This window comes from Microbulbifer maximicatervae (SeqCode), assembly GCF_052468295.1.
In genome coordinates, this window is sequence record NZ_CP174340.1 from 5015296 (window position 1) to 5040856 (window position 25561).

Sequence of the window (25561 nt, forward strand, 5' to 3'; positions counted from 1 at the left end):
TTGAATTAAAGACATTTTTAAATATCAGTGGAGCCGTTATGAACACCTCCTACCCAACCCTGAATTTCGGTCTCGGTGAAGACATCGATATGCTCCGTGACATGGTTTACAAGTTCTGCCAGGCGGAGCTGGCCCCGCGCGCGGCGCAGATTGATGAAGACAATCTGTTTCCTGCGGATATGTGGAAAAAGTTTGGCGAGCTGGGTCTGCTGGGCATGACCGTGGAAGAGGAGTTCGGCGGTTCCAATATGGGTTACCTGGCACACGCTGTGGCCATGGAAGAGATTTCCCGCGCCTCTGCTTCTGTGGGCTTGTCCTACGGTGCCCACTCCAACCTGTGCGTAAACCAGATCCGTAAAAATGGTACCCGCGAGCAGAAGCTCAAGTACCTGCCCAAGCTGTGTTCCGGTGAACATGTAGGCGCCTTGGCCATGAGTGAACCCAACTCCGGTTCCGACGTGGTAAGTCTGCAACTGCGCGCCGAGAAGCGCGGTGATCGCTTTGTTTTGAACGGCAATAAAATGTGGATCACCAACGGCCCCGATGCCGATACCTATGTGATCTACGCTCGCACTGAGCCGGGCATCAGCTCCGGTGGTATCACTGCATTTATCGTTGAGCGCGGTTTCGCCGGCTTCTCCCAGGCGCAAAAGCTCGACAAGCTGGGCATGCGCGGTTCCAACACCTGTGAGCTGGTGTTCGAAGACTGTGAAGTGCCGGAAGAAAATATCCTCGGTGAACTGAATGGCGGTGTACGCGTATTGATGAGCGGTCTCGACTACGAGCGCACCATTCTCTCCGGAGGCCCTGTCGGCATTATGCAGGCCTGCCTGGATGTGGTGGTTCCCTATATTCACGAGCGCAAGCAGTTCGGCAAGGCCATCGGTGAGTTCCAGCTGATGCAGGGTAAGATCGCCGATATGTACGCTGACCTGAATGCCAGCCGCTCTTACCTGTACGCTGTGGCCCGGGCTTGTGATCGCGGTGAGGACTCGCGCAAGGACGCCGCCGCTGTAATCCTGTTTACTGCGGAGCGCGCAACACAGATGGCCCTGCAGGCTATCCAGACACTGGGCGGCAATGGCTACATCAACGAGTACGCCACTGGTCGTCTGCTGCGCGATGCCAAGCTCTACGAAATCGGCGCGGGTACTTCTGAAGTGCGCCGTATGCTGATTGGTCGCGAGCTGTTTAAAGAGACCCGCTAAGGCTGGGCATTTCTTCTCGCCGCCGGCGCCTGCCGGCGGCAGCTGTCTCCAGCCGGGCACTGCGGTAATAAGCTGCGCCCTGTGGAGGTCTTTTCTCCGGGAAAGTGAATCGGACTTTATGAATCAGTTGCAGAGCAAAATAAACACGCGCGATGCCGCCTTTGGCGAAAACCGCGAGCAGATGCAGGCGCTGGTGGCAGACCTGCGCGAGAAAGTGGAAGCCATCGCCCAGGGCGGCGGCGAGCGCGCAAGGGAAAAACACCTGGCGCGAGGAAAATTATTGCCACGGGACCGTATCGATGCGCTGCTCGATCCGGGTAGCCCTTTTATGGAATTTTCCCAGCTGGCGGCTCACGAGGTTTACGGTGAGGATGTTCCGGCCGCGGGTATTATTACCGGTATTGGCACCGTTTCCGGTCAGCCCTGTGTGATAGTAGCTAACGATGCCACGGTAAAAGGTGGAACCTATTATCCCCTCACAGTAAAAAAACACCTGCGCGCGCAGACCATCGCCGAGCAGAACAATCTGCCATGTATTTACCTGGTGGATTCCGGTGGTGCTAATTTGCCGCGCCAGGACGACGTTTTCCCAGACCGTGAGCACTTCGGTCGCATCTTCTTTAACCAAGCCAATCTCTCTGCACAGAATATTCCGCAGATCGCGGTGGTTATGGGTAGCTGCACCGCCGGTGGAGCCTATGTGCCGGCCATGGCAGACGAATCCATTATGGTGAAAGAGCAGGCCACCATCTTCCTGGCGGGCCCGCCCCTGGTGAAAGCGGCCACCGGTGAAGAAGTTTCCGCGGAGGAACTTGGCGGTGCCGAGGTGCACTGTCGCACTTCCGGGGTTTCCGATCACTACGCCAATAATGATGTACACGCCCTGCAGTTAGCGCGCCGCTCTGTAGCTCGCCTGAACCGTATCAAAAATCCTGGCCTGGATATCCAAAAGCCTGTGGAGCCGATTTATCCACCGGAAGACATTTACGGCGTGGTGCCCAAAGATTCGCGCCAGCCGTTTGACGTGCGCGAGATTATAGCGCGGGTTGTGGACGGATCTGAGTTCGATGAATTTAAAGCGTTGTACGGCACCACCCTGGTAACCGGTTTTGCCCGTATCCAGGGCTATCCGGTGGGAATTGTTGCCAATAACGGCATCCTGTTTGCGGAGAGTGCGCAGAAGGGCGCGCACTTTATTGAGTTGTGCGCGCAGCGCAAGATTCCATTGGTTTTCCTGCAAAATATCACTGGCTTTATGGTGGGCAAGCAGTACGAGGCGGGCGGTATCGCCAAACACGGCGCCAAGATGGTGACCGCTGTCGCTACCGCCAAGGTGCCCAAAATTACCATCCTTATCGGCGGCTCTTTCGGCGCCGGTAACTACGGTATGTGTGGCCGCGCCTACGATCCCAACTTCCTGTTTATGTGGCCCAATGCGCGCATTTCGGTTATGGGAGGGGAACAGGCTGCTGGCGTATTGGCCCAGGTGAAGCGCGACCAGATGGCCGCCCGAGGGGAATCCTGGAGCGAAGAGGAAGAGCGCCAGTTTAAGCAGCCGATTGTGGATAACTACGAACACCAGGGGCACCCATACTACGCCTCCGCGCGCTTGTGGGATGACGGCGTTATCGATCCGGCGGATACCCGCCGCGTGCTCGGTCTGTGCCTGGCGGCGGCCAGCCACAAGGAACCGGAAGAGACCCAGTTCGGCGTGTTCCGCATGTAAGGAACCGTGGTTGCGGCGCCAGCGAAATGTTCCGGTGCCGCTTTTGATAGACGCCCCAATCGAGGAATTACAATGAGCGATAAATTGCTGTGCGAAGTGGATAGCGAGGGCGTGGCCACGGTCACCCTGAACCGGCCGGAAATCCACAACGCTTTTGATGATGAACTGATCCACGAGCTGGCCACCACCTTTGACACCCTGGCGCAAAACCCCGCTGTACGTGTGTTGGTACTGGCCTCCAATGGCAAGAGCTTTTCTGCCGGAGCCGACCTCAACTGGATGAAGCGCATGGCGACTTATTCAGAAGAGGAAAACCGCCGCGACGCAGCTGCGCTCGCCGCCATGCTGTACAAGCTCGACACTTTTCCTGCGCCCACCATTGCGCGAGTACAGGGCGCCGCTTTTGGCGGGGCCGTGGGCCTGGTGAGCTGCTGCGATATGGCCGTGGCCTCTGAGCGCGCCAGCTTCTGTTTGTCCGAAGTCAAAATCGGGTTGCTGCCCGCCACCATCAGTCCCTATGTCATCAATGCTATCGGCACTCGCCATGCGCGTCGTTACTTTGTCACAGCGGAACGTTTCCCCGCCGAGCGCGCGGAACAGATCGGTTTGGTATCCGAAGTCTGTGCCGAGGCTGATCTGGACCTGCATGTGCAGAAATTAGTGAATGCCATTGCCGACAATGGCCCCAAGGCAGTCGCCATGGCCAAGCAACTGGCTATGTCCATGTCCAACCGGGTTATCAACGATGAATTGCAGGGCCAGACCAGCGCGCTGATCGCTGCCGTGCGTGTGTCACCGGAAGGACAGGAAGGGTTGAGTGCGTTTTTGGAAAAGCGTGCACCCAGTTGGATGAATGGTAGCGAAGGGTAATTTTTATGATTCGCAAACTGTTAATAGCTAATCGTGGCGAAATTGCCTGTCGCATTATCAAGACCGCGCGCCGCCTGGGGGTGGCCACTGTCGCCGTTTATTCCGATGCGGATGCCGACGCTCTGCATGTGCAGATGGCGGACGAAGCGGTGCACCTGGGTCCGGCCCCGGCCAGGGATTCGTATCTGGATATCGACAAAGTATTGGGTGCTGCCAAGCAGACTGGTGCCGATGCCATCCATCCGGGTTATGGCTTCCTGTCGGAAAATGCCGAGTTTTGCCGCGCCTGCGATAGCAACGGCATTATTTTTGTCGGCCCACCCACCGGCGCGATTGAGGCGATGGGCTCCAAGTCCGCAGCCAAGCGTATTATGGAAGAGGCCAATGTGCCCCTGGTGCCCGGTTACCATGGCACCAATCAAAATGAAGAGCTGTTGGAAGGCCATGCCAATCGCATCGGTTACCCGGTATTGCTGAAAGCTGCTGCCGGCGGCGGTGGTAAGGGCATGCGCCGTGTCGACAGTGCCGATGAATTCCACGAAGCTCTGGCCGCTGCCAAGCGTGAGGCTATGAATGCCTTTGGCGACGACATTATGTTGCTAGAGCGCTATGTGGTGAGTCCCCGCCACGTGGAAATCCAGGTGTTCTGTGATCAGCAGGGCAATGGCGTCTACCTGTTTGAACGGGATTGCTCGGTGCAGCGCCGCCACCAAAAAGTAGTGGAAGAAGCTCCCGCACCGGGCATGGCTCCGGAGCTGCGCGCCCGCATGGGTGAAGCGGCCCTGCGCGCGGCCCACGCGATTGGTTACGTGGGGGCCGGCACGGTGGAGTTCCTGCTGGATGCCAGCGGTGCCTTCTACTTTATGGAAATGAATACCCGCCTGCAGGTGGAGCACCCGGTGACGGAAATGATCACCGACCAGGACCTGGTGGCCTGGCAGCTGTCAGTTGCCGCTGGCGATACCCTGCCCATGAGCCAGGATGCGCTGCAGATCAACGGCCACGCCATGGAAGTGCGGATCTACGCCGAAGACCCGGACAATGATTTCCTGCCGGCAACGGGCGTGTTGGTGCGCCACCAGCCCCCGGCGGAAGGCGAGGGTGTGCGAGTGGATACCGGTGTGCAGACCGGCGATGAAATCAGCGTGCATTACGACCCGATGATCGCCAAATTAATCTGCCACGGCCGCACCCGCAAAGAAGCCCTGGCCAAATTGGATCGCGCACTGCGTGATTACCAGATTGCTGGTGTGCGCCACAATATCGAATTCCTGCGCCGAGTGATCAATCACCAGGCATTTGCCAGCGGTTGTATTTCGACGCACTTTATCGAGGACTACGAGGCGGAAGTACTGCACCAGGAGCAGACACTGACGCCGCTGAAATGTGCTGCTATTGCCGGTTATTTGCAGCAGCGTGAAGAGCGCGATCTGCGCAATAGCGCACCTCAGCGGGATCCTTTCTCTCCTTGGCACAATGGTGATAACTGGCGCAATGCTCTGGCTGGCAGTCGCACCCAGACGGTGGACTACCGTGGCCAGCACGCTCAAATTCGCTTTGTTGCGGAGGGCGATAGCCTGCGCTGGACTTGCGATGCCTTGCCTGAGGAACAAAACAGCGGTGAGATTCGCCTGCTCCCGGGACGTGACTTGATGTTGGTGGATGGCCGCCGCATGAGTTTCTCCGCCGTGGATACCCGCGATGGCGGTGCTGTATTTATCGATGGCACCCAGGTGGAATTCAAGCTGTTGCCACCGGATATGGGCGAGAGCAATGACCAGGCCCACGGCCTCGATGCCCCCATGAACGGCACCATAATTTCGCTGCTGGTTGAGCCCGGCTCTGCGGTGGAAAAAGACCAGCCGCTACTGGTAATGGAAGCCATGAAAATGGAACACACCCTGCGGGCTCCAGCCGCCGGCACCGTGCAGCAGTTCTTCTGTGCCGAAGGTGAATTAGTGGATGGCGGTAGTCTGCTGGTGGATTTTGCCGGGGAGGAGCAATAATGACTTTGCCCAAACAGGTCAAAATCGTCGAAGTGGGCCCCCGCGATGGGCTGCAAAATGAAAAGCAGCCTATCTCTGTGGAGACCCGTATCGCTCTGGTGGACAAGCTCAGTGCCAGTGGGCTGTCGGTTATTGAAGCCGGCAGTTTTGTCAGCCCCAAGTGGGTACCGCAAATGGCCGCCAGCGAGGAAGTGCTGGCGGGTATCCAGCGCAAAGACGGAGTTATCTACAGCGCGCTCACGCCAAACTTAAAAGGCTATGAGCGCGCAGTGGAAGCCAAAGCGGATGAAGTCGCCGTATTCGGCGCGGCCTCAGAAGCCTTCACCCAGAAAAATATTAATTGCAGTATTGCTGAGAGTCTTGAGCGCTTCCGTCCACTGGTGGAAAAAGCGAAGCAAGACGGTATACCCGTGCGCGGATACGTATCCTGCGTACTTGGTTGCCCCTATGAAGGCGATATTGATCCGGCCAAAGTGGCAGAAGTTAGTGCCGCTCTATTGGAAATGGGTTGCTACGAAATTTCCCTCGGCGACACCATCGGTGTCGGCACCCCGGAATCCGCCAAGCGTATGCTGGAGCAGGTAATGACCCGCGTGCCTGTGGAAAAACTTGCGGTGCATTTCCACGATACCTACGGCCAGGCATTGGCCAATATCTACGCGGCCTTACAAATGGGTGTCGCAGTAGTAGATTCCGCCGTAGCCGGCCTGGGCGGCTGCCCCTATGCCCGTGGCGCTTCCGGTAATGTTGCCAGTGAGGATGTACTTTATATGCTCAATGGCATGGGTATTGAAACCGGCGTGGATTTACAGTTGCTGGCAGAGGCTGGGAACTTTATTTCTGAACAGCTGGGGCGGGAGACTAACTCCCGTGTGGCTAAGGCTTTGGTGCCCTGCTGAGTGAGTAGTGGGGTCTCTCCAGAGAGTGTTTTTTCTGGAGAGAACCTTTTAGATAATTTTAGAATCATTTTTGTCAGAGCTAAAATAAACAGGGTTGCCTGTTCTAAGATATTTTGCCTCACCCCTTCTCAGTTAATTCTTAAATTTCAATCCTTAAGCGTCTGCTCAGCTTCCCGCTTAGAGAAATAATATCCCCTCTTGGTTGTTGATTTTTATTGACAGAAATTAACGACATGTAGAGTGATAGATTTAGAGACATGTATAGAGCTCTATAATCAAACATTTCATTAGATTCCTATTTCCAGTATTCAATAATCCTAGAAATCTGATCACCCTCAAATTCAAATACTGTTAAGTGGTTAGAGGTAACGCCTTGATAGGTTTGTTGCCGCTCAAGTGAGACTGCTTTGTAACCAGCGATGATTGATATAATTTTACCTAATTACCACTCTTGCTAAGTTATGCGTAACTGTATATAAATACAGCTATCTCGTTGATCTGCAAGGGAATACGCCATGGCTCGCAACAAGGTACAGTTTCAGAAGGGTATTAGTTTGACCCAATTCCTCAAAATGTACGGCAGCGAGGAACAGTGCTTCGATGCACTGTCGCAGTGGCGTTGGCCCAATGGCTTTAGTTGTCCTCACTGCGGGCATGACAAGCATTGCGACCTCGCTTATCGCAAGCTTAAGCAATGTAACCATTGTCGGCGTCAGACATCGATTACCTCTCGTACAATTTTTGACTCCACGAAGCTCCCCCTCACCACCTGGTTTCTCGGTATTTTCCTGATTACTCAGGATAAGAAGGGCATTTCCTCTATGGAGCTATCTCGACATCTAGGTATCTCTTACAACGCAGCATGGCGTATGAAGCAGAAACTCATGCAAGTGATGATGGAGCGAGACCAACGATACAAACTGTCCGGTTTTATTGAACTAGATGATGCCTATCTCGGTGGTGAGCGTACTGGATGCAAGCCCGGGCGCGGAGCCAAGGGTAAAACTCCCTTTGTGGCGGCCGTTGAAACAACCAAGGAGGGACGCCCAACCCGTATTAAGCTCTCAATTATCAAGGGCTTCAAAAGCAGTGAAATTTCAACCTGGAGTAAAAAGTACCTTTGCAGTGGCAGCACAGTCATCTCAGATGGTCTTCCATGCTTCAATGCCATTAAGGAGGCCGGTTGTGCACATGACAAAATTGTTTGTGGTGGTGGCCGAGCTTCTGTTGAAGAGCCTGAGTTCTATTGGGTAAATACAGTACTTGGTAATTTAAAGAGTGCGCTACGTAGCACTTACCATGCTATTAGGCCGAAATATGCACAGCGCTATTTGGCAGAATTTCAATATCGCTTTAATCGGAGGTTTGATTTGTCGGCACTCATTCCAAGATTGATTTACGTCTCTCTTCGGACACCACCGATGCCAGAAAGGTTGCTAAAAATTGGCTTAGCATAAGTGGTAATTAGGTAATTTTATATCTAGCGCCAGTCATTTGATATTCTCCCTCCTTTAAATACTTTATGGAGTTGTTGTATAGGTGCTCTCTGGTGTAGGTGCCGCCATAAACTTCATGAATATAGATAAAGTCGTCTGTGTAGTGAGAAAATAGTTTGTCGATATCTTCGACTGTCGATCCCTTCATCAGCATTTTGTTCTGTAGCTCATTGATAAGGACAGCTTTTTTCTTCAATTTTTCCTTTGTTAATTCCGGTATTTCAGTGGCAATTGCCCCTGATGCCAGTGTAAAAAATAATAATATTATTAGTTTTTTCATCGTAATTACTTATTTTGTACAGATCAATTCCGAGTTATTGTTGGTTTTCTTGGATGATTGTAACCATTGATAATGTTGTTTGGTTCTATTCTTTTTCTTGCTGTCTTATTTATTGTTCGGCTTATCGATTAGTTTTTAGGTGTTTACTCTTTATCTGAGATTAGAGGTTAATAGATTACTGGTTGTTTATTGGCTTTGGCGCCAACACCCTAAACGGTCTCATCATATCGTAATCCTCATGGGAGAGCAGATGACAGTGCCATACATAGAGGCCTTCTCGATCAAAGCGCGCAATTACCCGTGTTACTTGGCCGGGAAGGGCGATGACCGTATCTTTGGGGCCGCTTTCTTCTGGTTGTGGTGGAAGGGGTTTCCCTTGTAGAGATTCTATTTCCAGGCGTGCACCCTGAAATATCTTATCTGTATGCATAAATTTCTGCTGCTTGGCAATAAGTTTTCCTTTAAAAGGCTGGCGATCCAGTACCTGGAATTCCACCAGATGAATATGGATTGGATGAGCCGATACTGTAGGGTTGTATATTTCCCAGATCTCAACGGCGTTGTGTTGGATTATTTCTGTAGTAGGGTCTTCAAAAAATAGGGAGCCCTCCTTTACTGGACCTAACATGAGTAGGTTGCGGCCGTAGGGATCGTCCAACCGGTAGGTGGCAAGTTGTCGTGTGCGACTGGCCTGGTTAAGCCTATTAAGAGGGACGCGCAAGGGAGTATTTAGGGGGAGTTTTAAATCTCCAATGGAATTTTTAATCTCTGATTTCTGCTTATTAGAAGGGGTCTTTATCGGTGTTGAAGCAATATGGAATTGTAGGATCTGGCCTGTAGTATTTGGATCGGTAGCTGGTGTGATGCCGCCGCGCCCATCGCTTAATACGTGTTTACCATCCGGGTTATAGACAAGTGGAATTGAACTCTTTGGATCATTGGCCTCTACAAATCCTTTAAAAGGGACATCCGGCCCAAAGTTCCGCAGTGTCAGTTCACGCTCTTCATAACCACTGAAATCTACTAAAACATCTGCTCGCTCTGCGGGTGCCAATATCAACTCGTTCAATTTTACAGGGTAATCGAGAAATCCGCCGTCACCGCCGACTTGTACAAAGGGTGTATTTTCGTCGATCCTGAGTATCAGTGTGCGGGTATCAGATGCGTTGAGTAACCGAAATCGATAGACGTGTGGAGTGACACTGACTTTGGGCCAGGTCATGCCGTTTACCAGAATAATATTGCCAAAAAATTCGTCGAGATGGGACGGATTGGGCCAATTGGCCTTAACCACCTCATGGGAAACCGGTGATGGAGGCTGGTCCCTCCAGCCAGGAAAATACAGCTGCCCATCGGAGCTAAACAAGCTGTCTGTAATAGCGGCTACAAAAGTGCGCTCTTCTGCAGGGAGCAGTTTCTCCTGTATCAGACGGTCTTCATTGTCATCGCCAACCAGGTAAAAACCGAATAGACCTGCGTAAACATTAAGGCGCGTCATGCCCAGGGTGTGGTCGTGATACCAGATAGTGGCGGCATCCTGGGAGTTGTCGTATTCGTAAATCTTTTTCTCAAATAATGGTCCCGTCTCACGATAATTGCGGGTGTACCAAGCGAGGGGGTTGCCGTCACTTTTCCACTCTGTATGCCCGCCGTGAAGGTGGATAACCATAGGTACAGCTTTTGGATCTTTTACGTCGGCGAGGTGAATGGATCGATCCACAGGAAATAGATGCGGACCCGGTAGCTCATTGGCCCAGTGTACAAATACCGATTGGCCTTCTCGGGCGCGAATAGTAGGGCCAGGAGAGTGGATGCGACCTGCATATTCAAAACCCCAGGCTTTTGTCATTAAACGTTTGCCTTCCTTATCCCGTAGCCCCATCCAAACTTCAGTGGGGCGGGCGGGTAGTTTAATCGAGGCTGAGCCCTGAGGGCGGATTTCTGCGGGTATTGGCAGTTCATTGACGAACTTATCCACAGTTGCTGGATCCAGCAGCCGCAGGGGAGTTGCTTTAGCTACATCTTCAGCAGCAGTCAGGGCAAGGGGAATTAACAACAACAGGGAAAAGATTACCCGAAACATTGGCTGTTTTTAGCAGTAAGTATTTAACAGTCAAGTATAGGTAAGCAAGCGGTTTCGGTGGCGTTAACGTGGGGGCAGGGAAGAGTGTACAGGGCCCTTCCCTGATGCGACCCTTCATTAGATAAAGCGATTGATCGCCGTTTTGGCATTGTCTTGATAGGTAGGGTTGTCCAGGTCCGGGAAAAGCTTTCGCTGTTCACCAAGAGGTCCAGTCAATCCGCGTTCACTGCCGTAAAAAATACCTGTGCGGAAGGATGTTGTATCCAGTAGGGCATCGATATAGCGCTTGGCGCCTATTTCTACTTTGTGGACTTTGCCAAGTAGCAGCATAATCCGCATCATGCCCTTCATTATATATTGCTTGAATAACGACAGTGTATTGAAGCCCTCTGTGCCTACAGTAGCCCCTGGACTCATGGTTACGAAGCGGATATGGGGGAATTCTCGCGCCATGGAAGACATCCATAGGGCGCCCATATACTTTATCGGACCATAGGGTACCGTAGCGTCTTTGGTACTGGCATAGAGCTTTCCTTCACAGATCTGCATAAATTCCTCCACAGAGGCGCTTTTCAGCTCTGGTCGCTTCATACCCATCTCTTTTACACCGCGAGCGGCCTCGGAGCCGGCGTAGATAGCAGCCTGCGTTAATTTATTGGCTTTCAGCAACTCGTTAGTTAGTAGTGCATGCCCGAGCAGGTTGACGGCGAAAATTTGTGTGACTCCCTCAGGGGTCTTGTTGTAAAACTCTTTCCCCCCGGTACCGCCAGCATTCATAACCAGAGCATCAATCGGGGAGTCCAGGTTGTTAACTGCCTCTTTCACAGATTGTTGATCCGCGACATCGATTAGCAAAACTTCGAAGATATTCCTGCCTGTTTCCGACACCAGCTCGGCCTGGGCTTCCTTGGCTTTGTGCAGATTGCGGCAGCCGAGATAGATCTTGTTAATCTGCTGGTATTCCGCCAGTTGCTTGGCGCACTCCCTGCCTAAGCCTGCATTCGCTCCGGTAATCAAAACACTCTTAATCATCTTTCTGTCTCTGTGGATATTGGGAACTGGTGCCCGGATATGGATATACCCGGCTGTTGGAGAGAAAGATAAGCGGTTAAGCACCTCGTCTTTTGACATTTCTTGCTGTCTTAGTGGGATACCAAGACCGCAAGAAATATCAAAAATAGGGCCTTACTGGCCAATATGATTAGGTCATCACTCCAAATACGGCAAACTAAGGTGACACTATGAATCAGGCGAGTTCTATAGAAAGAAAAATTTTCCAATTGTTAGTGGTAGCGCTAGCGGTGATCTGTTTTGTACCCGGTGGTATCAGTGCATTTGGAGGGCTGAATGGCAGTGCTGCTCTGAGTGGTGGTGCTATGATTTTTGGCCCGGATAGCCCCTTGAGAGGATTTGGGGATAATCAATATCGATTTGCCTTTGGTGTTTTCTTTGCCCAGGGATTGGTTCTACTGTATTTCCTGAGCAATATCGAAAAACATAAAGCATTGTTTTACTTCGTGGCTTTATCCCTCTTTATTGGCGGTCTGGGCCGCTTAAGCAATATTCTGGAATTTGGATTGGTGGATGATCAGGTCTTACCCCCTACGATTATTGAGCTTGCGATAGTTCCACTTCTGGTTTTTTGGCATAGGCGAGTAGCCTCTCAAAGTTAGTCATTAGAAGCTCTTAGTTAAGCAACTAAAATTTATTTACACTTAAGAGGTTATTACTTTGTTACCAGTATTTTTACATATAGAGTCTTCACCAAACTTACAGGAATTGCAGGCTCTTCAGCAGTATAGTGGTCTGGCACCGCAATTAATGCAACAGTATGGGGGGGTGCCTATTGCTTCTTATGATGTGGAAGAGGCCCTGGACGGGGGGCGGTCACCAAGGGCATTTGTTGTGGTATCTTTTCCGGATCGGGAGGCGATCTATGCATTCTTTAATGATCCAGCCTACCAGGCGATTATTCCTTTGAGGGACAAAGCATTTGCCCATTTACGCTTTTTTATCACTAGTGAGCGAATTTAATTTAAAGGCATACTAAACCGGGAAGGTATTGTTCGAAAATTTCACCGTCCCAACGTAGACTGGCAGTAAAGGAGCCTCTCATGCAGCGATTTTTTAAAAGTATTAACTTCGTAGAGCAGCATCTATATGACAAAATTTCTGTTCACGAAATTGCTGCTGCCTCTCATTACTCCACCTACCACTTCAGCCGTATTTTTAAGGCATTAGTGGGGGACTCACCGAAAGAGTATTTGCGTAAGCGCCGATTGACCGTCGCCGCAAAGAGGTTGTTGAGTGAAGATATTGGTATTCTTGAGCTTGCCATGGAGTGCCAATTTGACTCCCAAGAAGCGTTTACTCGCGCGTTTAAAGCTTTATTTAACGTAACCCCGGCACAGTATCGAAAGCAGCAGGATCCTTTTCGGTTGTTGTATAAGGATCAATTTAGCCCTCATATGCTGCACTTCTTGCAAAATGAGTTGTCCATGGAGCCACAAATTATTTCGCGGCCAGCGATGCAATTGGTGGGGGTAGCGCAGGAATACGACCATGAAAATCTCAGCTTGCCAAAGCTCTGGTCTGCATTTCGGCCCTACAGGGATAAAATCCCCAATCGTATCAGCGATGAATCTTTTGGTATCTATGAATGTTATGAGGAAGCGGGTGATGAAATTCAGTTTAAGTATGTCTGCTGTGCGCCGGTTGCCGACCTGACTCAGGTACCCGAGGGTATGGTGGCGCGGGAACTACCGGAGCAGCTATATGCAAAATTTGTTCACCGCGGATCTATTACCACCCTGGAACAGACATTGAAGTATATTTGGGGAAGCTGGTTGCCAAAGTCCAATTACGACTATATTGAGAGGCCAGACTTTGAGCTGTACCCACCCAGATATCAGGTTACCAGCCCGACAGCAGAAATGTTTCTCCATATCCCGGTCAAAGAAAGGCCGTAATCGCTTGGCAATAGCGTAGTTTTTTCGCTACTCAATCTTTTCGGTTGCCTGACCTGCGTTGTATCGGTAATGCCCGGTAATTTTAAAGGAAAACAGCATGTCTTCCAGCACGGGTCCAGCCCCGATATTGTGTGCGACCAAGTACCGGTTGGTCTTTAGAGAGCGTTTCGCAGTCACAATACCGATATGTGGTAAATTACCGGGCAGCATCCAGGTAACGATGTCCCCTGGTAGATAATCCTCTGCCTTGTCACTTATTGAGAGTGATTGTCCTTTGCGAGTAAAAAAAGCCTGTAGATTGGGTACTCGCCGGTGATCAATATTTTTATCTGGCCTGGAAAGTCCCCAAATGCGTTTAGATGGGTAGGCTTGAAAATGACCCGATATGTCCTCGTGAACTTCTTTTTGCAAATCGATCCCCAGCTTCCTATATGATCGAATCACTACGTCGGTACAAACACCGGTATCAGCCGGCACATCTCCATTTGGATAGGGAATAGACACATAAGCAGGATCGTAGCGTACCTTATGATAGGTTCGCTCCAGAGCAGCTTCGGCCAAAGTTATATTTTGTGCATAACTGGCGGCAGAAATCAGGGTACCCAAAAATAGAAATATCCGTTTCACTAGGGCTCCAGTTTTTTTGAGTCTAGGTTGAAATCCTATACTATCGTTTATTTACCCTGCAACACATCAATAACTATTTTACCTTTGGCTCTTCCCTTATTTAGGTAGTCGAGTGCGGCTTGAGTTTCATGTATGGGGTAGACTCTATCAATAACCGGTTTCAAAAATCCTTTCTCAAGTAATGAAGCAAGTTCTGCGAGAGTAGTGCCACTTGGCCATGAATAGACTAGTTGGAGACGCTGCCTCATCTTTTCAATTAAGGTATCTGCTCCTTTAGCTTTGACGGAGACTGATACTAATAGACCATGTTTGTTAAGAACTTTGGCAGACCTTTCTAATACTTCTCCGCCTAAAGAGTCGAGTACAAGGTCATAATCCTCGAGTAATTCCTCAAATTTTTCGGTTTTATAATTGATAACAGTGTCGGCACCGAGTCGTTTGACTAATGTAAAGTTGGCATCACTGGTGGTTGTGGCAACGAAGGCGCCAATATATTTCGCTATTTGTATAGCGATAGTACCGACTCCGCCGGAGCCAGCGTGGATAAGAACTCTTTGCCCTTTCTGTAATTTTCCCACTTCAATGAGAGATTGCCAGGCTGTTAAACCCACGAGAGGGAAAGCGGCACACTCATTGTTGGAAAGATTGCAGGGGCGGATAGCTGCGTCCATTGCTTTGATTGAAGTGTATTCGGCAATCGTACCCGCTTGATTTGTATCGGGGCGTGCAAATATCAGATCGCCAATTTTAAAATTTCTGACAGCGCTGCCAATTTCTACTACTTTCCCAGTAACATCGTACCCGACAATATGCGGCATTTTTACAGGCATTACGTTTTGTAAAGCCCCCGATATTGCCCAGTTATCGAGGGGGTTGATACTGGCCGATTGTACCTTTACTAAAATACTATTTTTATCCGGTGAAGGTTTAGGCATCTGTGCAATTTCGATCGGGCTGCCATAAGACCTGATAATAGCGGCTTGCATATTTCACAGCTCTAAAATTAGAGGATTGATAGCTTTAGTGTGTTGAAAGACTTGCTAGTTTAGTAACTGTAAAAAAATAACGATTGAAAAAAGGGGCCCGAAGGCCCCTTGTAGCAGTAAATATAGCCACAATGGCTAGCGCAAGTTACTGATACAGCGGTTATATTCGCGAATATAAATCTTACCACCTACCGCAGGGTTAGCATTTGCCATATCTGCAGCGGCATTCATACAGCCTTCTACCTGGTCTCTAGTCAGACCCCAAGTTTGGGGGCGAGGTTGTGAGCCGCGGATATACATATCCCGGGGATTCTCATAACTACGAATAGAGGTGGGGGGCTGTACTCTGTAGAAATAACGGCCCTGCTCATTAAAGGCATAGAAAGTATTACCACTTTGATAATAAGTCTTGCCGAGAATTTGCACGGGTTCAGCGTTGGATGGGAGGCGCGTCATGCGGTCATCTGCATAACTGAAACCTGCGAGAGAACACAAGAGCACCATTGAAACAAGATATCGCATAACGTCTTCTCCTTCTCCTAGTTTGGCCACAAGTCTACTCAAACTGGGGGAGTGTCCCAACGTGCGGTAATGGAAGTTTCGGTTGTTGTAAAGGTATCTTTTAAGATCCGATCGAGATAACGGTTATGAATTCAATAATTATTTTTTACATGAATAGGTAAAAAACAAAAAATTTCCTAGATAGCGGTTTTCTTATAGTAATCAGGACCTTTATTTTGTTGAGGTATTTGTAAGAAAGCTAAATCGTGGAGATAAGAATCTGGGTTAGATTGAAATACAAGAAAAATAGATTGTTACCTACCATTTTAAATTGCTCTGATTAAGGGGAAGTTAAAGGGTGGTTTAAAAAATTACATTGTTGTTTAAAACTGTCAACGAGCCATAAAATTACTCAGGCGTGCCACAGGAGATCAAGAGACTTGTGAGCTGATCTCCAGCATAATGGTCAATTTCAATTTATGGCCGCTTACAAACCCCTCTTCTTAGGCTTGAGCAGAGCTTTTGAAATATAGATTTACTAATTTACAAGCCGAGATTCTGCTCTTTAGAAATGGGTCGTAGGTCCTTATGCCGTGGTTGATGAATGTTCAGCACTCGTACCAAGTAACGAGGCTCTTGTCGCACTAATAGCTGCATAATCTGATACCATCGGCGCAAACCCCTTCGCTAGATGATTTTTTATGAAACTACTGCGTTCACTTCTATTTATTGTGCTTGCCCTAATGGTGATATCTGCGCTGGCTGCGCCGGGTTTTATCGGCCCCAAAGTAGAGGAAATTTGGAAGCAGCAGTTGGGCCGCTTGCAGGGGGGGAATTCCACGGGTTACGAACGCGGATGGTTTGGTGCTGAAACCAATACTGAAGTGGCATTGCCGGATGGCACTACCCAGCTCAATACAGAGATCCATCATGGGCCGGTGTTGCTTACCTCTAAGGGGCCGCGCCTGGGTGTGGTTTATACCGAGACCCGGCTGGAGCTGGATCAACTACAGCCTGAATTGCGCGCTCAATTGGAGTCCATTTATGGCGCTTTACAGGCGAGTCCGGTAGTTCTGGAGACCCTGGTTACCGCCGACAACCGGGTGCTGAATACCCTCCGCTTAGACCCTTTCAAAAATACTGGCCCACTCGGGGAGCTGGAGTTTGACGGTGGGGAGATTGCCGTATCTACGGATTACAGCGGTGCTGTGCTGAACGGTGTCGTGGAGCTGGGAAGCTTGCGCCATATTCGCGAAGGTATCGAAGTACTGTTTACCGAGCCCCTTGAAGGCGAGTTTGAATATATGCCTGGCGAGGGCGGTAATGCGGAGCTGCGCTTGTCGTTGCTGAGGGCAGAATCAGATTCCGGACCGGTTCAATTGCGCGATGTTACCCTGGACCTGACCTTGGAAGAGTTGGCTGCCCAGACCCTGAAAATTATCAGTGACCTGAAGCTCCCCACCGTGGACTCGGCAACACCGATTACCTCTGTGCGCCAGCAGATGACTTTGCCGAGAATTAAGACTGCGGATCTGGGGCACTACCTGCGTGTATTGTTGCCGGCCCCTGAACGGAATTGGGCCCGTGAAATGAGTCGCCCGCTGCGCCTTGAGCAACAGCTGGCGATTCAATCCCGCAATGGCCCGGTGTTAGTAGATGCTGATATCGATTGGCGGGGTATGCGCAAATCCTCCCGCCGAGGTGCCAGTGAGATCGATCAGTGGCTCAAACCGCTGGTAGGTAGTATGACCGTTAGCGCTGCAGAGCAGGCGCTCTTGCAGTCCCCCCTGGTAGGTCAGGCAATGCTTCTGCGAGATTATGGCCTGCTGATCGAAGACAAGGGTGAGCTGCAAATGTATCTCAAGGTCAACCGCGGCCAGTTGGAGGTGAATGGAGAGCAGTTGCCGGCAGACCTGTTCGTGATGGCACTTACCGGCAGATTCTGATTGCTTGGGGGCCTGCTGTTGTGAAAAAAGCAGGCCTCAAATCCCAGTATCATCACAGCTGCCGTGGTCTTTTAACCCGTATTGCGCATGCCCGCTGCAATCCCTGCGATAGTGACCATCAGCGCACTTTCCAGTACCGCATCACTTTCCCGTTCGCGCAAACGTGCCATCAGCTCAGCCTGCAATAGGTGCAAAGGGTCAGTGTATGGATCGCGCACGCGGATGGACCAGCGCATTACGGGATTGTTATCCAACAAGCTCTCCCGCCCGGTAAGCTGTTTTAGGGCCTCTACGGTGTGAGCCAGTCGCTCTCTCAAACTGACACCCAGTTGGATTAGGTCTGCATCCTGGGTGAGTCGCTCCTCGTACCAGGAGGCAACGCGGGGATCGGCCTTGGCCAGTACCATTTCTAGCATATCCACAACGCCTTGGAAAAAGGGCCATTGGCGGCTCATATCCCGCAAGATATCAGTTTCATCTGCGTGCTTGAGGGCATTCTCCAAGGCGGCGCCAGTGCCCAGCCAGGCCGGTAACATCAGTCGTATCTGGGTCCAGGCAAACACCCACGGAATCGCCCGCAGTGATTCGACACCGCCACCGGGTTTACGCCTTGCCGGGCGACTGCCCAGGGCCAGGCGGCTCAGCTCGGTTTCCGGGGTGACAGTGCGCAAGTAAGCCACCAGGGCTGGGTCATCCTGCACGACTTCCCGATAGTTGCCGACGGAGACTTCCGTGAGCCGGTCCATCTCCGCGCGCCACTCCGAACGCGGCTCTGCCGGGGGCATCAGTGTCGCCTCCAGAGTTGCGGCGACATACTGCTCCAGGTTGTAGGCGGCTACAGAGGGACGGCCGTATTTGAAGCGAATCATTTCTCCCTGTTCGGTAACGCGAATACGTCCGGCTATTGATCCCGGTGGTTGCGACAGCAGGGCCATACGAGTAGGAGAGCCGCCCCGGGATATGGAGCCGCCACGGCCGTGAAACAGAGTTAGGGGGATACCGTGGTTGCGGAATATTCCGGTGAGAGCTTCCTGTGTGCGGTACTGGGCCCAGGCGGCGCCCAGGAAGCCGGCGTCCTTGGCTGAGTCCGAGTAGCCGATCATCACTTCCTGGCCATCGAGCACACGCTGCTTGTAAAGGGGGATATTCAGCAGGGTACTCATAGTGGTAGCTGCACCGTCTAGATCGTCGAGGGTTTCAAACAGGGGAACCACTCGCATTGGTACCTGCACCCCGGCAATTTTTTGCAGCAGCATTACAGCGAGAACATCGGAAGGTGTGGTTGCCATTGAGATAACGTAGGCACCTAATCCCTCGGGACCCTGTTCGGCAATGACCTTGCAGGTCTGTAAGACCTCGCTTACCTCTTCGTTACAAAAGTCACTGCGGTAAAAGCTTTCATCCACCAGTGGGCGGCGGCTGTCCAGCTCGGACATCAGGAACTCCTGTTTCTCCTCTTCACTCCAACTGCTGTAATTGCCCATACCCAGATAGCGGGTAATGGCATCCAGGGTGTCAGCGTGGCGGGTGGATTCCTGTCGTATATCCAAACGCAACAAAGTGATGCCGAAGCAGTTGAGTCGCCTCAGGGTATCTTTAAGTTGGCCATCGGCGATGGCTGAGAGGCCCACATCGCGCAGGGAGCGGTCGATCAGGTGCAGCTCGTCGGCCAGCTGCTCGCTGCTGGTAAACGCGAGGCCGGAAGGCTCTGCGCGTCGACCAATGCGGGCCTCCATTTTTTCCCGGGTTATTTTGAGACGGTCGCGAACCTGGCGCAGCACCAGGCGATAGGGTTCATGGCTGGGGCCAGTGCGCTGTAAAAGTTCTTCGCTGGCGCGATGCATGGACAAATCTGCGAGCAGGTTTTCCACATCGCGCAGATAGAGGTCGGCGGCCATCCAGCGGGCTAGGTGCAGGACTTCCCGGGTGACGCTGGCGGTGACATTGGGGTTGCCGTCCCGATCTCCCCCCATCCAAGAGGCAAAGTGGATGGGAACCCAATCCACCGGTAATGGGGGCAGCTTGGCCAGGGCCAATTCACTGTCTATTTCCCGCATACTCCTCGGAACTGCCTGCCACAGGGATTGTTCGATGGTGGCAAAGCCCCACCTGGCTTCATCAACTGGGGTGGGCCTGGAGCGGCGGATCTCGTCGGTGCTCCAGGCGGAAAGGATCTGCTCTTGTAGGTGCCGACGTAAATCCTGGGATTCTTCTGGGGTCAGGTCGGGTCTGTCCAGTGTGTTGAGCAGGTCTGCAACTCGATCGTATTTGCGAATTAGGGTACGGCGTGTCACTTCGGTGGGATGAGCGGTTAGGACCAGTTCTACGGATAACTCTTTTAGTGTCCCGTGGATTTCCTCGGGAGACTTCCCCGCTTTGCTTAACTCTGCCAGTACCTGTCGCAGGCCGCGGTCTGTATCGGGATCTCCGGGAAAGCGCTGGTGCTGGCGGTGCAGTCTCTCGCGATGGCGCTGTTCGGCAATATTGGCCAGGTTTAGAAACTGGCTGAATGCCCGGGCAACTTCCAATAGGGTCGCATCATCCAGGGGGTCGAGTAGCTCTCGCAAGTGATCGGCCTGCATAGCCCCTTTGCTGCGGCTTTCAACGGCCGCCTGACGAATATTCTCAACGGTATCAAATAGTGGCTCGCCAACTTGGTTTCGCAATACTGCGCCGAGCTCTTCACCCAGCAGGCGTACATCTTCCCGCAAGGGGGCATTCTGGTCCTGGTTCACGAATCTATTTCTCCCTGTTAACAACGCGGTGAAAGTCAATCGGATAGGCATATTCGCACACTTTGCGCTGAAGCATGCAATGTTGCAGCTGCAACTTTTGGCGAATAAGGGCTTGAGAAAGTAAATGAGGAAAAGTCGATACAGCCTTATGGCTTGTCAATCTGCTTTTGTCTTTTACGAGGTGTGAAAGTCGCTAATTTCAGTAAGGAAACCTTGGGTTCATTTCTTACTGAGAAGTAGATGGGTCCAAGATACTGGGCCCATCTAATAGAATATTTGCCATTAATAAGCTGGGCGCCGGTCAACAAGTGTCAGCCAGCCGCGAATAACCCGATAGATTACCCATACCCAGTTAATTGCCAGAATCAGGTAGCCCAGCCCCAGTACCCAAATGGTTAGGGAGCCAACAATGGTCCACAGCAGCCAAAACCAGAAGGTGCGAATCTGCCAGCGGAAATGGGACTCGGCCAGGGTGCCGCGAACATCGCTGCGCTTAAAGTAGTTGATTAATACCCCGATAAAAAATGGTACTGCGGTAAATAAGCTGATCGCCTGGATCAGGTAAACCATGATGGCCAGGTCGCGCCCGCTTTGTTCTCGGGCTTCCTGACTGCGTTCGGGATACTGCTCTGACATAACTTGTTCTCTCTACTATTCACTCCAATATAGTGTGGTGCAAATAGTGCATTTCAACTTAGCTGCGCTGGGATGTGTTATTTGCGCGGTGGATTGCAGACGCCTTTTCCGCCCCATTATTTCCCAGTAAGAGTACTGTGGCTCGAAATCGGAGCACAGTAGGGTAGTCTATTTTAATGCCCACTCAGTGTGAACATTGCGCTCGCGCCAGGCCTTTAGCTGGCGCACAGATTCGCGCATAAGCTGTAACAGCTCTGTGCGCTGTTGGCGACAATGTTCTCTTTCACTATCGATAGAGAGGTTTGCGGCCAGGGTGCGCAAGCGAGAAGCTATTGTTTCGAGGCCGACCTCAATAGCTGAGCGAGCCAGTCTTTGTGCCTGCTGTTCTGCATCAAGCCAGTGGCGTCCAGTAATAGCGCTGGTTAATGACGTTATTTGTTTTGGCAGGGTGGCGGTGCGCTCGCTGAGTAATTCGGCAAACGTATGGTGGTCCAATGTATCCCGCAGGCGAAATAGGGTATTGGTATTAAGGAGTCGAGTGGGCTTTGCTCCCTGGGGGCCTGCAATGCCCTGGCTTCGGCGAACAGCCCAACTCAATAATTGCATCAGCTGTCGGTCGCCGATCGGGTGGGTCAATACCCCGGTAAAGCCTCTGGCCTGGTAGCGCTCCTTATCGCCAGAGCTGGCATTTTGTAAAAGGGCAAAAATAGGTAGTTCTGCACCTCTCTCCCTGCGGATTTCCCGCACTGCTTCAACACCATCCATCAACGGAAGATGGGTATCTGCCAAAATAAGATCGAAATTTTTTTGCAGTGCCGCGCTGCTCCCATCGATCCCATTGCACTCCCGTTGCACGTTATGGCCCATGGTCTCAAGGGTGGGCTGAAGGGAGTCATGCTTACTGTTTTCAACGAGTAATACAGAGAGCTGTTTGCCGGGTGCACGATGGCTTTCAGTGGGGAGTTTTAATTCTACTGTTTCAACATTACCGCACTGATGTAAGTTCTCCAGGGATTTAAGGGCGCTGTTTAATTGTCTTTTCCCGATTTCTACCAGGGCGCGCGTATTGTTGTCTTCGCTGCGAGCCAATAAATTCAAAGTGCCGAGAAGTGTATCCAGGGGATGCTGTAAGTGGTGCCGGGTTATGGTGAGGAGATCAGATTTCTCCTGGCGCAATTGTTCCAGCTCACTGAGAGCGTCGGCAAGTTGTTTTTCCAGTGCGATAAATTCGCTGTTACGACTGTGTACCTGTTGGAAAAGATTGCTATTTTCTTTGCTCAAATTTTTAAGCCGAGCATTGGTATCGAGAGTTAATTGGCGTAATTTAACTTGCCTATTTATTGCAAACGCACAAATTAGCAGTAGAAGCACAGCAGGTATTCCCATCCAAAAGAGCGGGACCTGACTTTTTAGTGTGGTAATAACATCGGCCTGTGCAGTACTCGATAAAAATACCGAACCCGAGACCAATAGGCCGAGGCATATGGCACGCAAGAATACGTGACGAGAGGGAATTCCCCCAGACAAAGTGGTTTCTATCATCCTTGTAACCAACGTTATTTAAATTGGACTAAATCCTGCAGTCCAAAAAGGTTTTAATACGACTTGTTGTAATGGATACCCAGGCACATCGGAGATTTTTGATACTGCAATAAGCCCGCTTTTGGTACAAGAAAAATTTTCCTTCTGCTGTGGGGGGAGCAGAGGCGCTTCAGTGAACGAACCAAGAGAGAAGTAGCCTGCCAGCCCCGTCTGTCCTGCCCTTGGATCGGGTAGCCGGCTTTTTGGCAGGGAGTTAATCCACAGATTGCATCTGATTACATAGAAGGATCTAGCAGCAATTTACTAGGTTGAATGGGTAGTTTAGCGACAGCTCCAGAACAAATTACGCCGGAGCTATCGTGAGGAAATAGTATTCAGGCGGCTTGGGGGATGCGCTCTTGCAGCAATTGCAACATGCGCTCTGAGGGAAGGAAAAGGCGAATGCCATCGCAGTGTGCGAGCAGTTCCCGATAAAAATAATCGAAATGGGTGCACCCCAAAATCAGGATCTGTACGCCGCTTTTCACCAATGCCGCGACCAAGTCATCAAGGGCATGTTGGCGAACAATCATTTCTGCGGCGAGGCCGTCCTCGATATCTTCCACAATTTGCAAGTTGCCAATACCGATGACTTTGGCGGTTGTATTGCGCTCGAGTATTTCCCGCTCGATATTGGCGCAGCTCTGGCAGTTGGCGGCCAGCAGTCCAAAGTTGCGATAGCGCTGGGTAAGCTCAGCGTAGACCTCGAGAGGGGATACCACCTCAATGGGGGAGGCAGCTTTTACCGCCGTCATATCCACAGCACCGGAAAGTGAGTTGCAATAGATCATGGCCGCTTCTGCACCGGCCTGGTACAGCTGCTCAATGGCTTCGATCAATTGTTGGGTAAGGGCGTCGCGCTCCAGCGCCTGTAATTGAGTCTGGGCCTGGGGAGAGGAAGATAGGGATAGGCCTACGCCACTAAGTTGGCGCGCGGCGAGGAAGTCCAATCCGAAGCGGGTATCTGTGGGGGTGCCGGCGACCACGCCAACGGTCATGGAACTGTTTTCAATGGCGTTATCGGTCAACACAGTCATGTTCCTCTCTCGTAATGCCTAATCGAGTATCGGTGGCCCCTCAGGCAGCGCGTTTGCTCCACAGGGGGACAAGCGTATTAATCCACACTCGGCGCACCCAGTCGAGATAAATTCCGTAGGGGCGGCCAAGAGCTCCCGCGATGAGCATAAAAGTAATACTGGCGGTGGCAATTTCGTCCCAGCTGGCCCCACCGAGGCGCATATTGGCCATATATAGCGGGAACTGGAAGCTGAGGAATACAAAGGTGTCTACCAGATAGGCATTGATAAAGCCGCCACCCCCAAAACGGTTCACAATCCAGTTGCGATACATACTGAATGGACGGGCGATAAGGGTATTGAATACCAGGGCCATCAGGCGAACTTTCAGGTGTTCGTTCCAACTCATACCAGCCAGAACCAGCTCGATGGGGATCGCTACAGCCCAAGAGAAGCTATTCATGGCGAAGATGTCCAGCATAAAGTCCCAGCGGCGCGCACCAGAAGCCTTTTCATCTGGGGCATCTGGACTGGATGGGGATAGTGCGGGCGCGGACATTGGGCAAACAACCTCGTAGACAGTGGCCGCCTAAACGACTTTGGCGACAGGCCGGCGATTATATCTCCAATTTGCATAAAAGCTAGCCTTACATCTCGACTGCCAGTTTCTCTCGATATATTTGTCCTATTTTTTAATGTTTTTTTAATCTAATTATCTTGTTATGGAAATCTGACTGCTGGTCACGAATAGCTGGCACCGGTTAATATGCAACTCTTTGCATAAGATGAGTTGGAGTTTTCATGTCCTTGCGCTTTGCCGTTCTCACCTTGCTGGATATTGAGCCCGGCAGTGGTTATGACCTTAAGCGGCGCTTTGAACGCAGCGTCTCCCACTTCTGGAGTGCCAGCCATCAACAAATGTATCGCGAGCTGCACAAGTTACATGAGGAGGGCCTGCTGGACTGTGAGGAGCAGGCCCAAGAAGGCAAGCCGGACAAGAAGGTCTATAGCCTCACGGATCTAGGCCGCGCCGAGCTGCGTGACTGGGTCACTCAGCCCAGTGCGCCGCAGAAGATTCGCGAGCCTTTCCTGGTGCGTATGTTCGCCGGTCACAACCTGAGCAAGGATGAAATGCGAGATGCTCTGGAGGCCCAACTGCGCCAACATCGCAGCTCTCTGGAAAGTTACCAGGAGCAAAATGAGCGGGTATTAAAGAGTGATACAGCGCTCCAGGAGCGCTACTGGTTGGCACATCAAACTCTGCTTTTGGGTATTGAGGCGGAAAAGACCTGGATCAGTTGGGCGGAAGGTCTGCTGAGTGAGCTTGAAGAGTCCGTAAAAAAATAACCGCTACTCGCTTGGAATGACGCGCCCGAATCTGGCCAGCGATGCTGTTTGGTGTTCAGTAACCTCGCTATTTTAGCAAGTGGGGTGACCTTAGCCATGACTTTTACCGTAACACCTATCCGCGAAGATTTTTTAGAAAAAGTTCGTCAAGCAGGTCTAGATGATCTAGGGCAGCCGGTACGTCAGCTGAGCGCCCAGGGCGGTGAGCCATGTCGTGATGTGCGACGGCGCGCACGGCCGGGGGAGAAAATCCTCTTGGCGAGCTACTGCCCTTTCTCTTTTGCCGGTCCTTACCGGGAATACGGGCCTGTATTTGTACTGGCGCAGCCGCAGCCGGAACAAGACTTCAGAGCACAGAATAGCTTCCCCCCGCTAAATAATAATGCGGAAGATTATTTCAAGAGTGGTGTGCCACTAGTGCTTCGCGCCTATAGCGCTGAAGAGCACATCGTGTCTGCGAAATTAGTGGGACCTGAACAAATAAAAACAGAAGTGAGTGAATATTTTATGCAGGATGAGATTGATTTCGCTCTGCTGCGCTTCGCTGCTTATGGTTGCTATGCGCTGCGGCTGGATCGCGCATAGTTTTAATAGATATTTGTGAAGGCCAGGTCGCCGGTTAATAAAATCCTGATGTCAGTGGTAGTGA

The 25561-nt window shown here is 51.3% G+C and carries 23 protein-coding genes; 12 read left to right on the forward strand and 11 right to left on the reverse strand.

Annotation, left to right across the window (positions count from 1 at the left end; all coding sequences use genetic code 11):
* The first annotated feature begins 38 nt into the window (after positions 1-38).
* From ACJJIQ_RS22135 to ACJJIQ_RS22160, 6 genes are all read left to right on the forward strand, one after another.
* Positions 39-1208 carry an isovaleryl-CoA dehydrogenase gene (locus ACJJIQ_RS22135; protein WP_444895377.1) on the forward strand — a complete coding sequence of 390 codons (1170 nt, stop codon included), beginning with the start codon at positions 39-41 and terminating at the stop codon, positions 1206-1208.
* 118 nt (positions 1209-1326) lie between these two features.
* Positions 1327-2934, forward strand: coding sequence for a carboxyl transferase domain-containing protein (locus ACJJIQ_RS22140; protein WP_445363061.1), 1608 nt, complete (start codon positions 1327-1329; stop codon positions 2932-2934).
* Positions 2935-3006: 72 nt separating this feature from the next.
* A complete protein-coding gene (locus ACJJIQ_RS22145; RefSeq protein WP_282934596.1) occupies positions 3007-3804 on the forward strand; it encodes an enoyl-CoA hydratase/isomerase family protein in 798 nt (265 codons plus the stop codon).
* 5 nt (positions 3805-3809) lie between these two features.
* A complete protein-coding gene (locus ACJJIQ_RS22150) occupies positions 3810-5810 on the forward strand; it encodes an acetyl/propionyl/methylcrotonyl-CoA carboxylase subunit alpha (protein ID WP_445363062.1) in 2001 nt (666 codons plus the stop codon).
* Entirely contained in the window at positions 5810-6709 is a 900-nt protein-coding gene (locus ACJJIQ_RS22155; RefSeq protein ID WP_444938240.1) for a hydroxymethylglutaryl-CoA lyase, read from the forward strand. Before ACJJIQ_RS22150 ends, ACJJIQ_RS22155 begins: the two co-directional genes overlap by 1 nt.
* Before the next feature lie 515 nt (positions 6710-7224).
* The gene (locus ACJJIQ_RS22160; protein WP_445362791.1) at positions 7225-8166 is read left to right on the forward strand and encodes an IS1595 family transposase; all 942 of its coding nucleotides are present in this window, start codon (positions 7225-7227) and stop codon (positions 8164-8166) included.
* 7 nt (positions 8167-8173) lie between these two features.
* On the opposite strand, the gene ACJJIQ_RS22165 is transcribed toward ACJJIQ_RS22160, so the two are convergent.
* The 3 genes from ACJJIQ_RS22165 to ACJJIQ_RS22175 all read right to left on the reverse strand — a co-directional run bounded on the left by ACJJIQ_RS22165 (position 8174) and on the right by ACJJIQ_RS22175 (position 11600).
* On the reverse strand, positions 8174-8485 hold the full coding sequence (locus ACJJIQ_RS22165; protein WP_445363063.1) for a hypothetical protein: 312 nt from the start codon (positions 8483-8485) through the stop codon (positions 8174-8176).
* A 175-nt stretch (positions 8486-8660) separates the two neighbouring features.
* Entirely contained in the window at positions 8661-10568 is a 1908-nt protein-coding gene (locus ACJJIQ_RS22170) for a multicopper oxidase family protein (protein WP_445363064.1), read from the reverse strand.
* A gap of 117 nt (positions 10569-10685) precedes the next feature.
* Positions 10686-11600, reverse strand: a complete 915-nt coding sequence (locus ACJJIQ_RS22175; protein WP_445363065.1) for an SDR family NAD(P)-dependent oxidoreductase — start codon at positions 11598-11600, stop codon at positions 10686-10688.
* A gap of 209 nt (positions 11601-11809) precedes the next feature.
* Between ACJJIQ_RS22175 and ACJJIQ_RS22180 the strand changes: the two genes are divergently transcribed.
* The 3 genes from ACJJIQ_RS22180 (at position 11810) to ACJJIQ_RS22190 (ending at position 13537) form a co-directional block, all read left to right on the forward strand.
* Positions 11810-12241: a DUF4345 domain-containing protein gene (locus ACJJIQ_RS22180; RefSeq protein ID WP_143729557.1), complete on the forward strand. Its 432-nt coding sequence runs from the start codon at positions 11810-11812 to the stop codon at positions 12239-12241.
* Positions 12242-12299: 58 nt separating this feature from the next.
* Positions 12300-12602, forward strand: coding sequence for a DUF1330 domain-containing protein (locus tag ACJJIQ_RS22185; RefSeq protein ID WP_444940163.1), 303 nt, complete (start codon positions 12300-12302; stop codon positions 12600-12602).
* 80 nt (positions 12603-12682) lie between these two features.
* Positions 12683-13537 carry an AraC family transcriptional regulator gene (locus tag ACJJIQ_RS22190; RefSeq protein WP_413664174.1) on the forward strand — a complete coding sequence of 285 codons (855 nt, stop codon included), beginning with the start codon at positions 12683-12685 and terminating at the stop codon, positions 13535-13537.
* Between the two features lie 27 nt (positions 13538-13564).
* On the opposite strand, the gene ACJJIQ_RS22195 is transcribed toward ACJJIQ_RS22190, so the two are convergent.
* From ACJJIQ_RS22195 to ACJJIQ_RS22205, 3 genes are all read right to left on the reverse strand, one after another.
* Positions 13565-14164: a DUF1287 domain-containing protein gene (locus ACJJIQ_RS22195; RefSeq protein WP_413664175.1), complete on the reverse strand. Its 600-nt coding sequence runs from the start codon at positions 14162-14164 to the stop codon at positions 13565-13567.
* Positions 14165-14211: 47 nt separating this feature from the next.
* Entirely contained in the window at positions 14212-15150 is a 939-nt protein-coding gene (locus tag ACJJIQ_RS22200; RefSeq protein ID WP_445363066.1) for an NADP-dependent oxidoreductase, read from the reverse strand.
* Positions 15151-15285: 135 nt separating this feature from the next.
* Entirely contained in the window at positions 15286-15672 is a 387-nt protein-coding gene (locus ACJJIQ_RS22205; RefSeq protein ID WP_282934530.1) for a hypothetical protein, read from the reverse strand.
* 680 nt (positions 15673-16352) lie between these two features.
* Here ACJJIQ_RS22205 and ACJJIQ_RS22210 point away from each other — a divergent pair.
* Positions 16353-17597: a DUF945 family protein gene (locus tag ACJJIQ_RS22210; protein WP_444911996.1), complete on the forward strand. Its 1245-nt coding sequence runs from the start codon at positions 16353-16355 to the stop codon at positions 17595-17597.
* A 71-nt stretch (positions 17598-17668) separates the two neighbouring features.
* On the opposite strand, the gene ppc is transcribed toward ACJJIQ_RS22210, so the two are convergent.
* The 5 genes from ppc to alaE form a co-directional block, all read right to left on the reverse strand.
* Positions 17669-20332: a phosphoenolpyruvate carboxylase gene (gene ppc / locus ACJJIQ_RS22215; RefSeq protein WP_445363067.1), complete on the reverse strand. Its 2664-nt coding sequence runs from the start codon at positions 20330-20332 to the stop codon at positions 17669-17671.
* Positions 20333-20614: 282 nt separating this feature from the next.
* Positions 20615-20968 (reverse strand): DUF4870 family protein, encoded by a 354-nt coding sequence (locus tag ACJJIQ_RS22220; protein ID WP_444906559.1) that lies wholly within the window; start codon positions 20966-20968, stop codon positions 20615-20617.
* A 168-nt stretch (positions 20969-21136) separates the two neighbouring features.
* A complete protein-coding gene (locus ACJJIQ_RS22225) occupies positions 21137-22510 on the reverse strand; it encodes a response regulator (protein WP_444895363.1) in 1374 nt (457 codons plus the stop codon).
* A 374-nt stretch (positions 22511-22884) separates the two neighbouring features.
* Positions 22885-23586 carry an aspartate/glutamate racemase family protein gene (locus ACJJIQ_RS22230; protein ID WP_445363068.1) on the reverse strand — a complete coding sequence of 234 codons (702 nt, stop codon included), beginning with the start codon at positions 23584-23586 and terminating at the stop codon, positions 22885-22887.
* A gap of 40 nt (positions 23587-23626) precedes the next feature.
* Positions 23627-24124 carry an L-alanine exporter AlaE gene (alaE, locus tag ACJJIQ_RS22235; protein ID WP_413664185.1) on the reverse strand — a complete coding sequence of 166 codons (498 nt, stop codon included), beginning with the start codon at positions 24122-24124 and terminating at the stop codon, positions 23627-23629.
* Between the two features lie 242 nt (positions 24125-24366).
* On the opposite strand from alaE, the gene ACJJIQ_RS22240 reads away from it, so the two are divergent.
* Both ACJJIQ_RS22240 and ACJJIQ_RS22245 read left to right on the forward strand, forming a co-directional pair.
* Entirely contained in the window at positions 24367-24912 is a 546-nt protein-coding gene (locus ACJJIQ_RS22240) for a PadR family transcriptional regulator (protein WP_413664186.1), read from the forward strand.
* A gap of 96 nt (positions 24913-25008) precedes the next feature.
* A complete protein-coding gene (locus ACJJIQ_RS22245; protein WP_413664187.1) occupies positions 25009-25497 on the forward strand; it encodes a DUF1203 domain-containing protein in 489 nt (162 codons plus the stop codon).
* Positions 25498-25561: the final 64 nt, after the last annotated feature.

Coding starts and splice junctions, on each gene's coding strand:
- ACJJIQ_RS22135 (WP_444895377.1), top strand. CDS start 39: ATGAACACCTCCTACCCAACCCTGAATTTCGGTCTCGGTGAAGACATC.
- ACJJIQ_RS22140 (WP_445363061.1), top strand. CDS start 1,327: ATGAATCAGTTGCAGAGCAAAATAAACACGCGCGATGCCGCCTTTGGC.
- ACJJIQ_RS22145 (WP_282934596.1), top strand. CDS start 3,007: ATGAGCGATAAATTGCTGTGCGAAGTGGATAGCGAGGGCGTGGCCACG.
- ACJJIQ_RS22150 (WP_445363062.1), top strand. CDS start 3,810: ATGATTCGCAAACTGTTAATAGCTAATCGTGGCGAAATTGCCTGTCGC.
- ACJJIQ_RS22155 (WP_444938240.1), top strand. CDS start 5,810: ATGACTTTGCCCAAACAGGTCAAAATCGTCGAAGTGGGCCCCCGCGAT.
- ACJJIQ_RS22160 (WP_445362791.1), top strand. CDS start 7,225: ATGGCTCGCAACAAGGTACAGTTTCAGAAGGGTATTAGTTTGACCCAA.
- ACJJIQ_RS22165 (WP_445363063.1), bottom strand. CDS start 8,485: ATGAAAAAACTAATAATATTATTATTTTTTACACTGGCATCAGGGGCA.
- ACJJIQ_RS22170 (WP_445363064.1), bottom strand. CDS start 10,568: ATGTTTCGGGTAATCTTTTCCCTGTTGTTGTTAATTCCCCTTGCCCTG.
- ACJJIQ_RS22175 (WP_445363065.1), bottom strand. CDS start 11,600: ATGATTAAGAGTGTTTTGATTACCGGAGCGAATGCAGGCTTAGGCAGG.
- ACJJIQ_RS22180 (WP_143729557.1), top strand. CDS start 11,810: ATGAATCAGGCGAGTTCTATAGAAAGAAAAATTTTCCAATTGTTAGTG.
- ACJJIQ_RS22190 (WP_413664174.1), top strand. CDS start 12,683: ATGCAGCGATTTTTTAAAAGTATTAACTTCGTAGAGCAGCATCTATAT.
- ACJJIQ_RS22200 (WP_445363066.1), bottom strand. CDS start 15,150: ATGCAAGCCGCTATTATCAGGTCTTATGGCAGCCCGATCGAAATTGCA.
- ACJJIQ_RS22205 (WP_282934530.1), bottom strand. CDS start 15,672: ATGCGATATCTTGTTTCAATGGTGCTCTTGTGTTCTCTCGCAGGTTTC.
- ACJJIQ_RS22210 (WP_444911996.1), top strand. CDS start 16,353: ATGAAACTACTGCGTTCACTTCTATTTATTGTGCTTGCCCTAATGGTG.
- ACJJIQ_RS22220 (WP_444906559.1), bottom strand. CDS start 20,968: ATGTCAGAGCAGTATCCCGAACGCAGTCAGGAAGCCCGAGAACAAAGC.
- ACJJIQ_RS22225 (WP_444895363.1), bottom strand. CDS start 22,510: ATGATAGAAACCACTTTGTCTGGGGGAATTCCCTCTCGTCACGTATTC.
- ACJJIQ_RS22230 (WP_445363068.1), bottom strand. CDS start 23,586: ATGACTGTGTTGACCGATAACGCCATTGAAAACAGTTCCATGACCGTT.
- alaE (WP_413664185.1), bottom strand. CDS start 24,124: ATGTCCGCGCCCGCACTATCCCCATCCAGTCCAGATGCCCCAGATGAA.
- ACJJIQ_RS22240 (WP_413664186.1), top strand. CDS start 24,367: ATGTCCTTGCGCTTTGCCGTTCTCACCTTGCTGGATATTGAGCCCGGC.
- ACJJIQ_RS22245 (WP_413664187.1), top strand. CDS start 25,009: ATGACTTTTACCGTAACACCTATCCGCGAAGATTTTTTAGAAAAAGTT.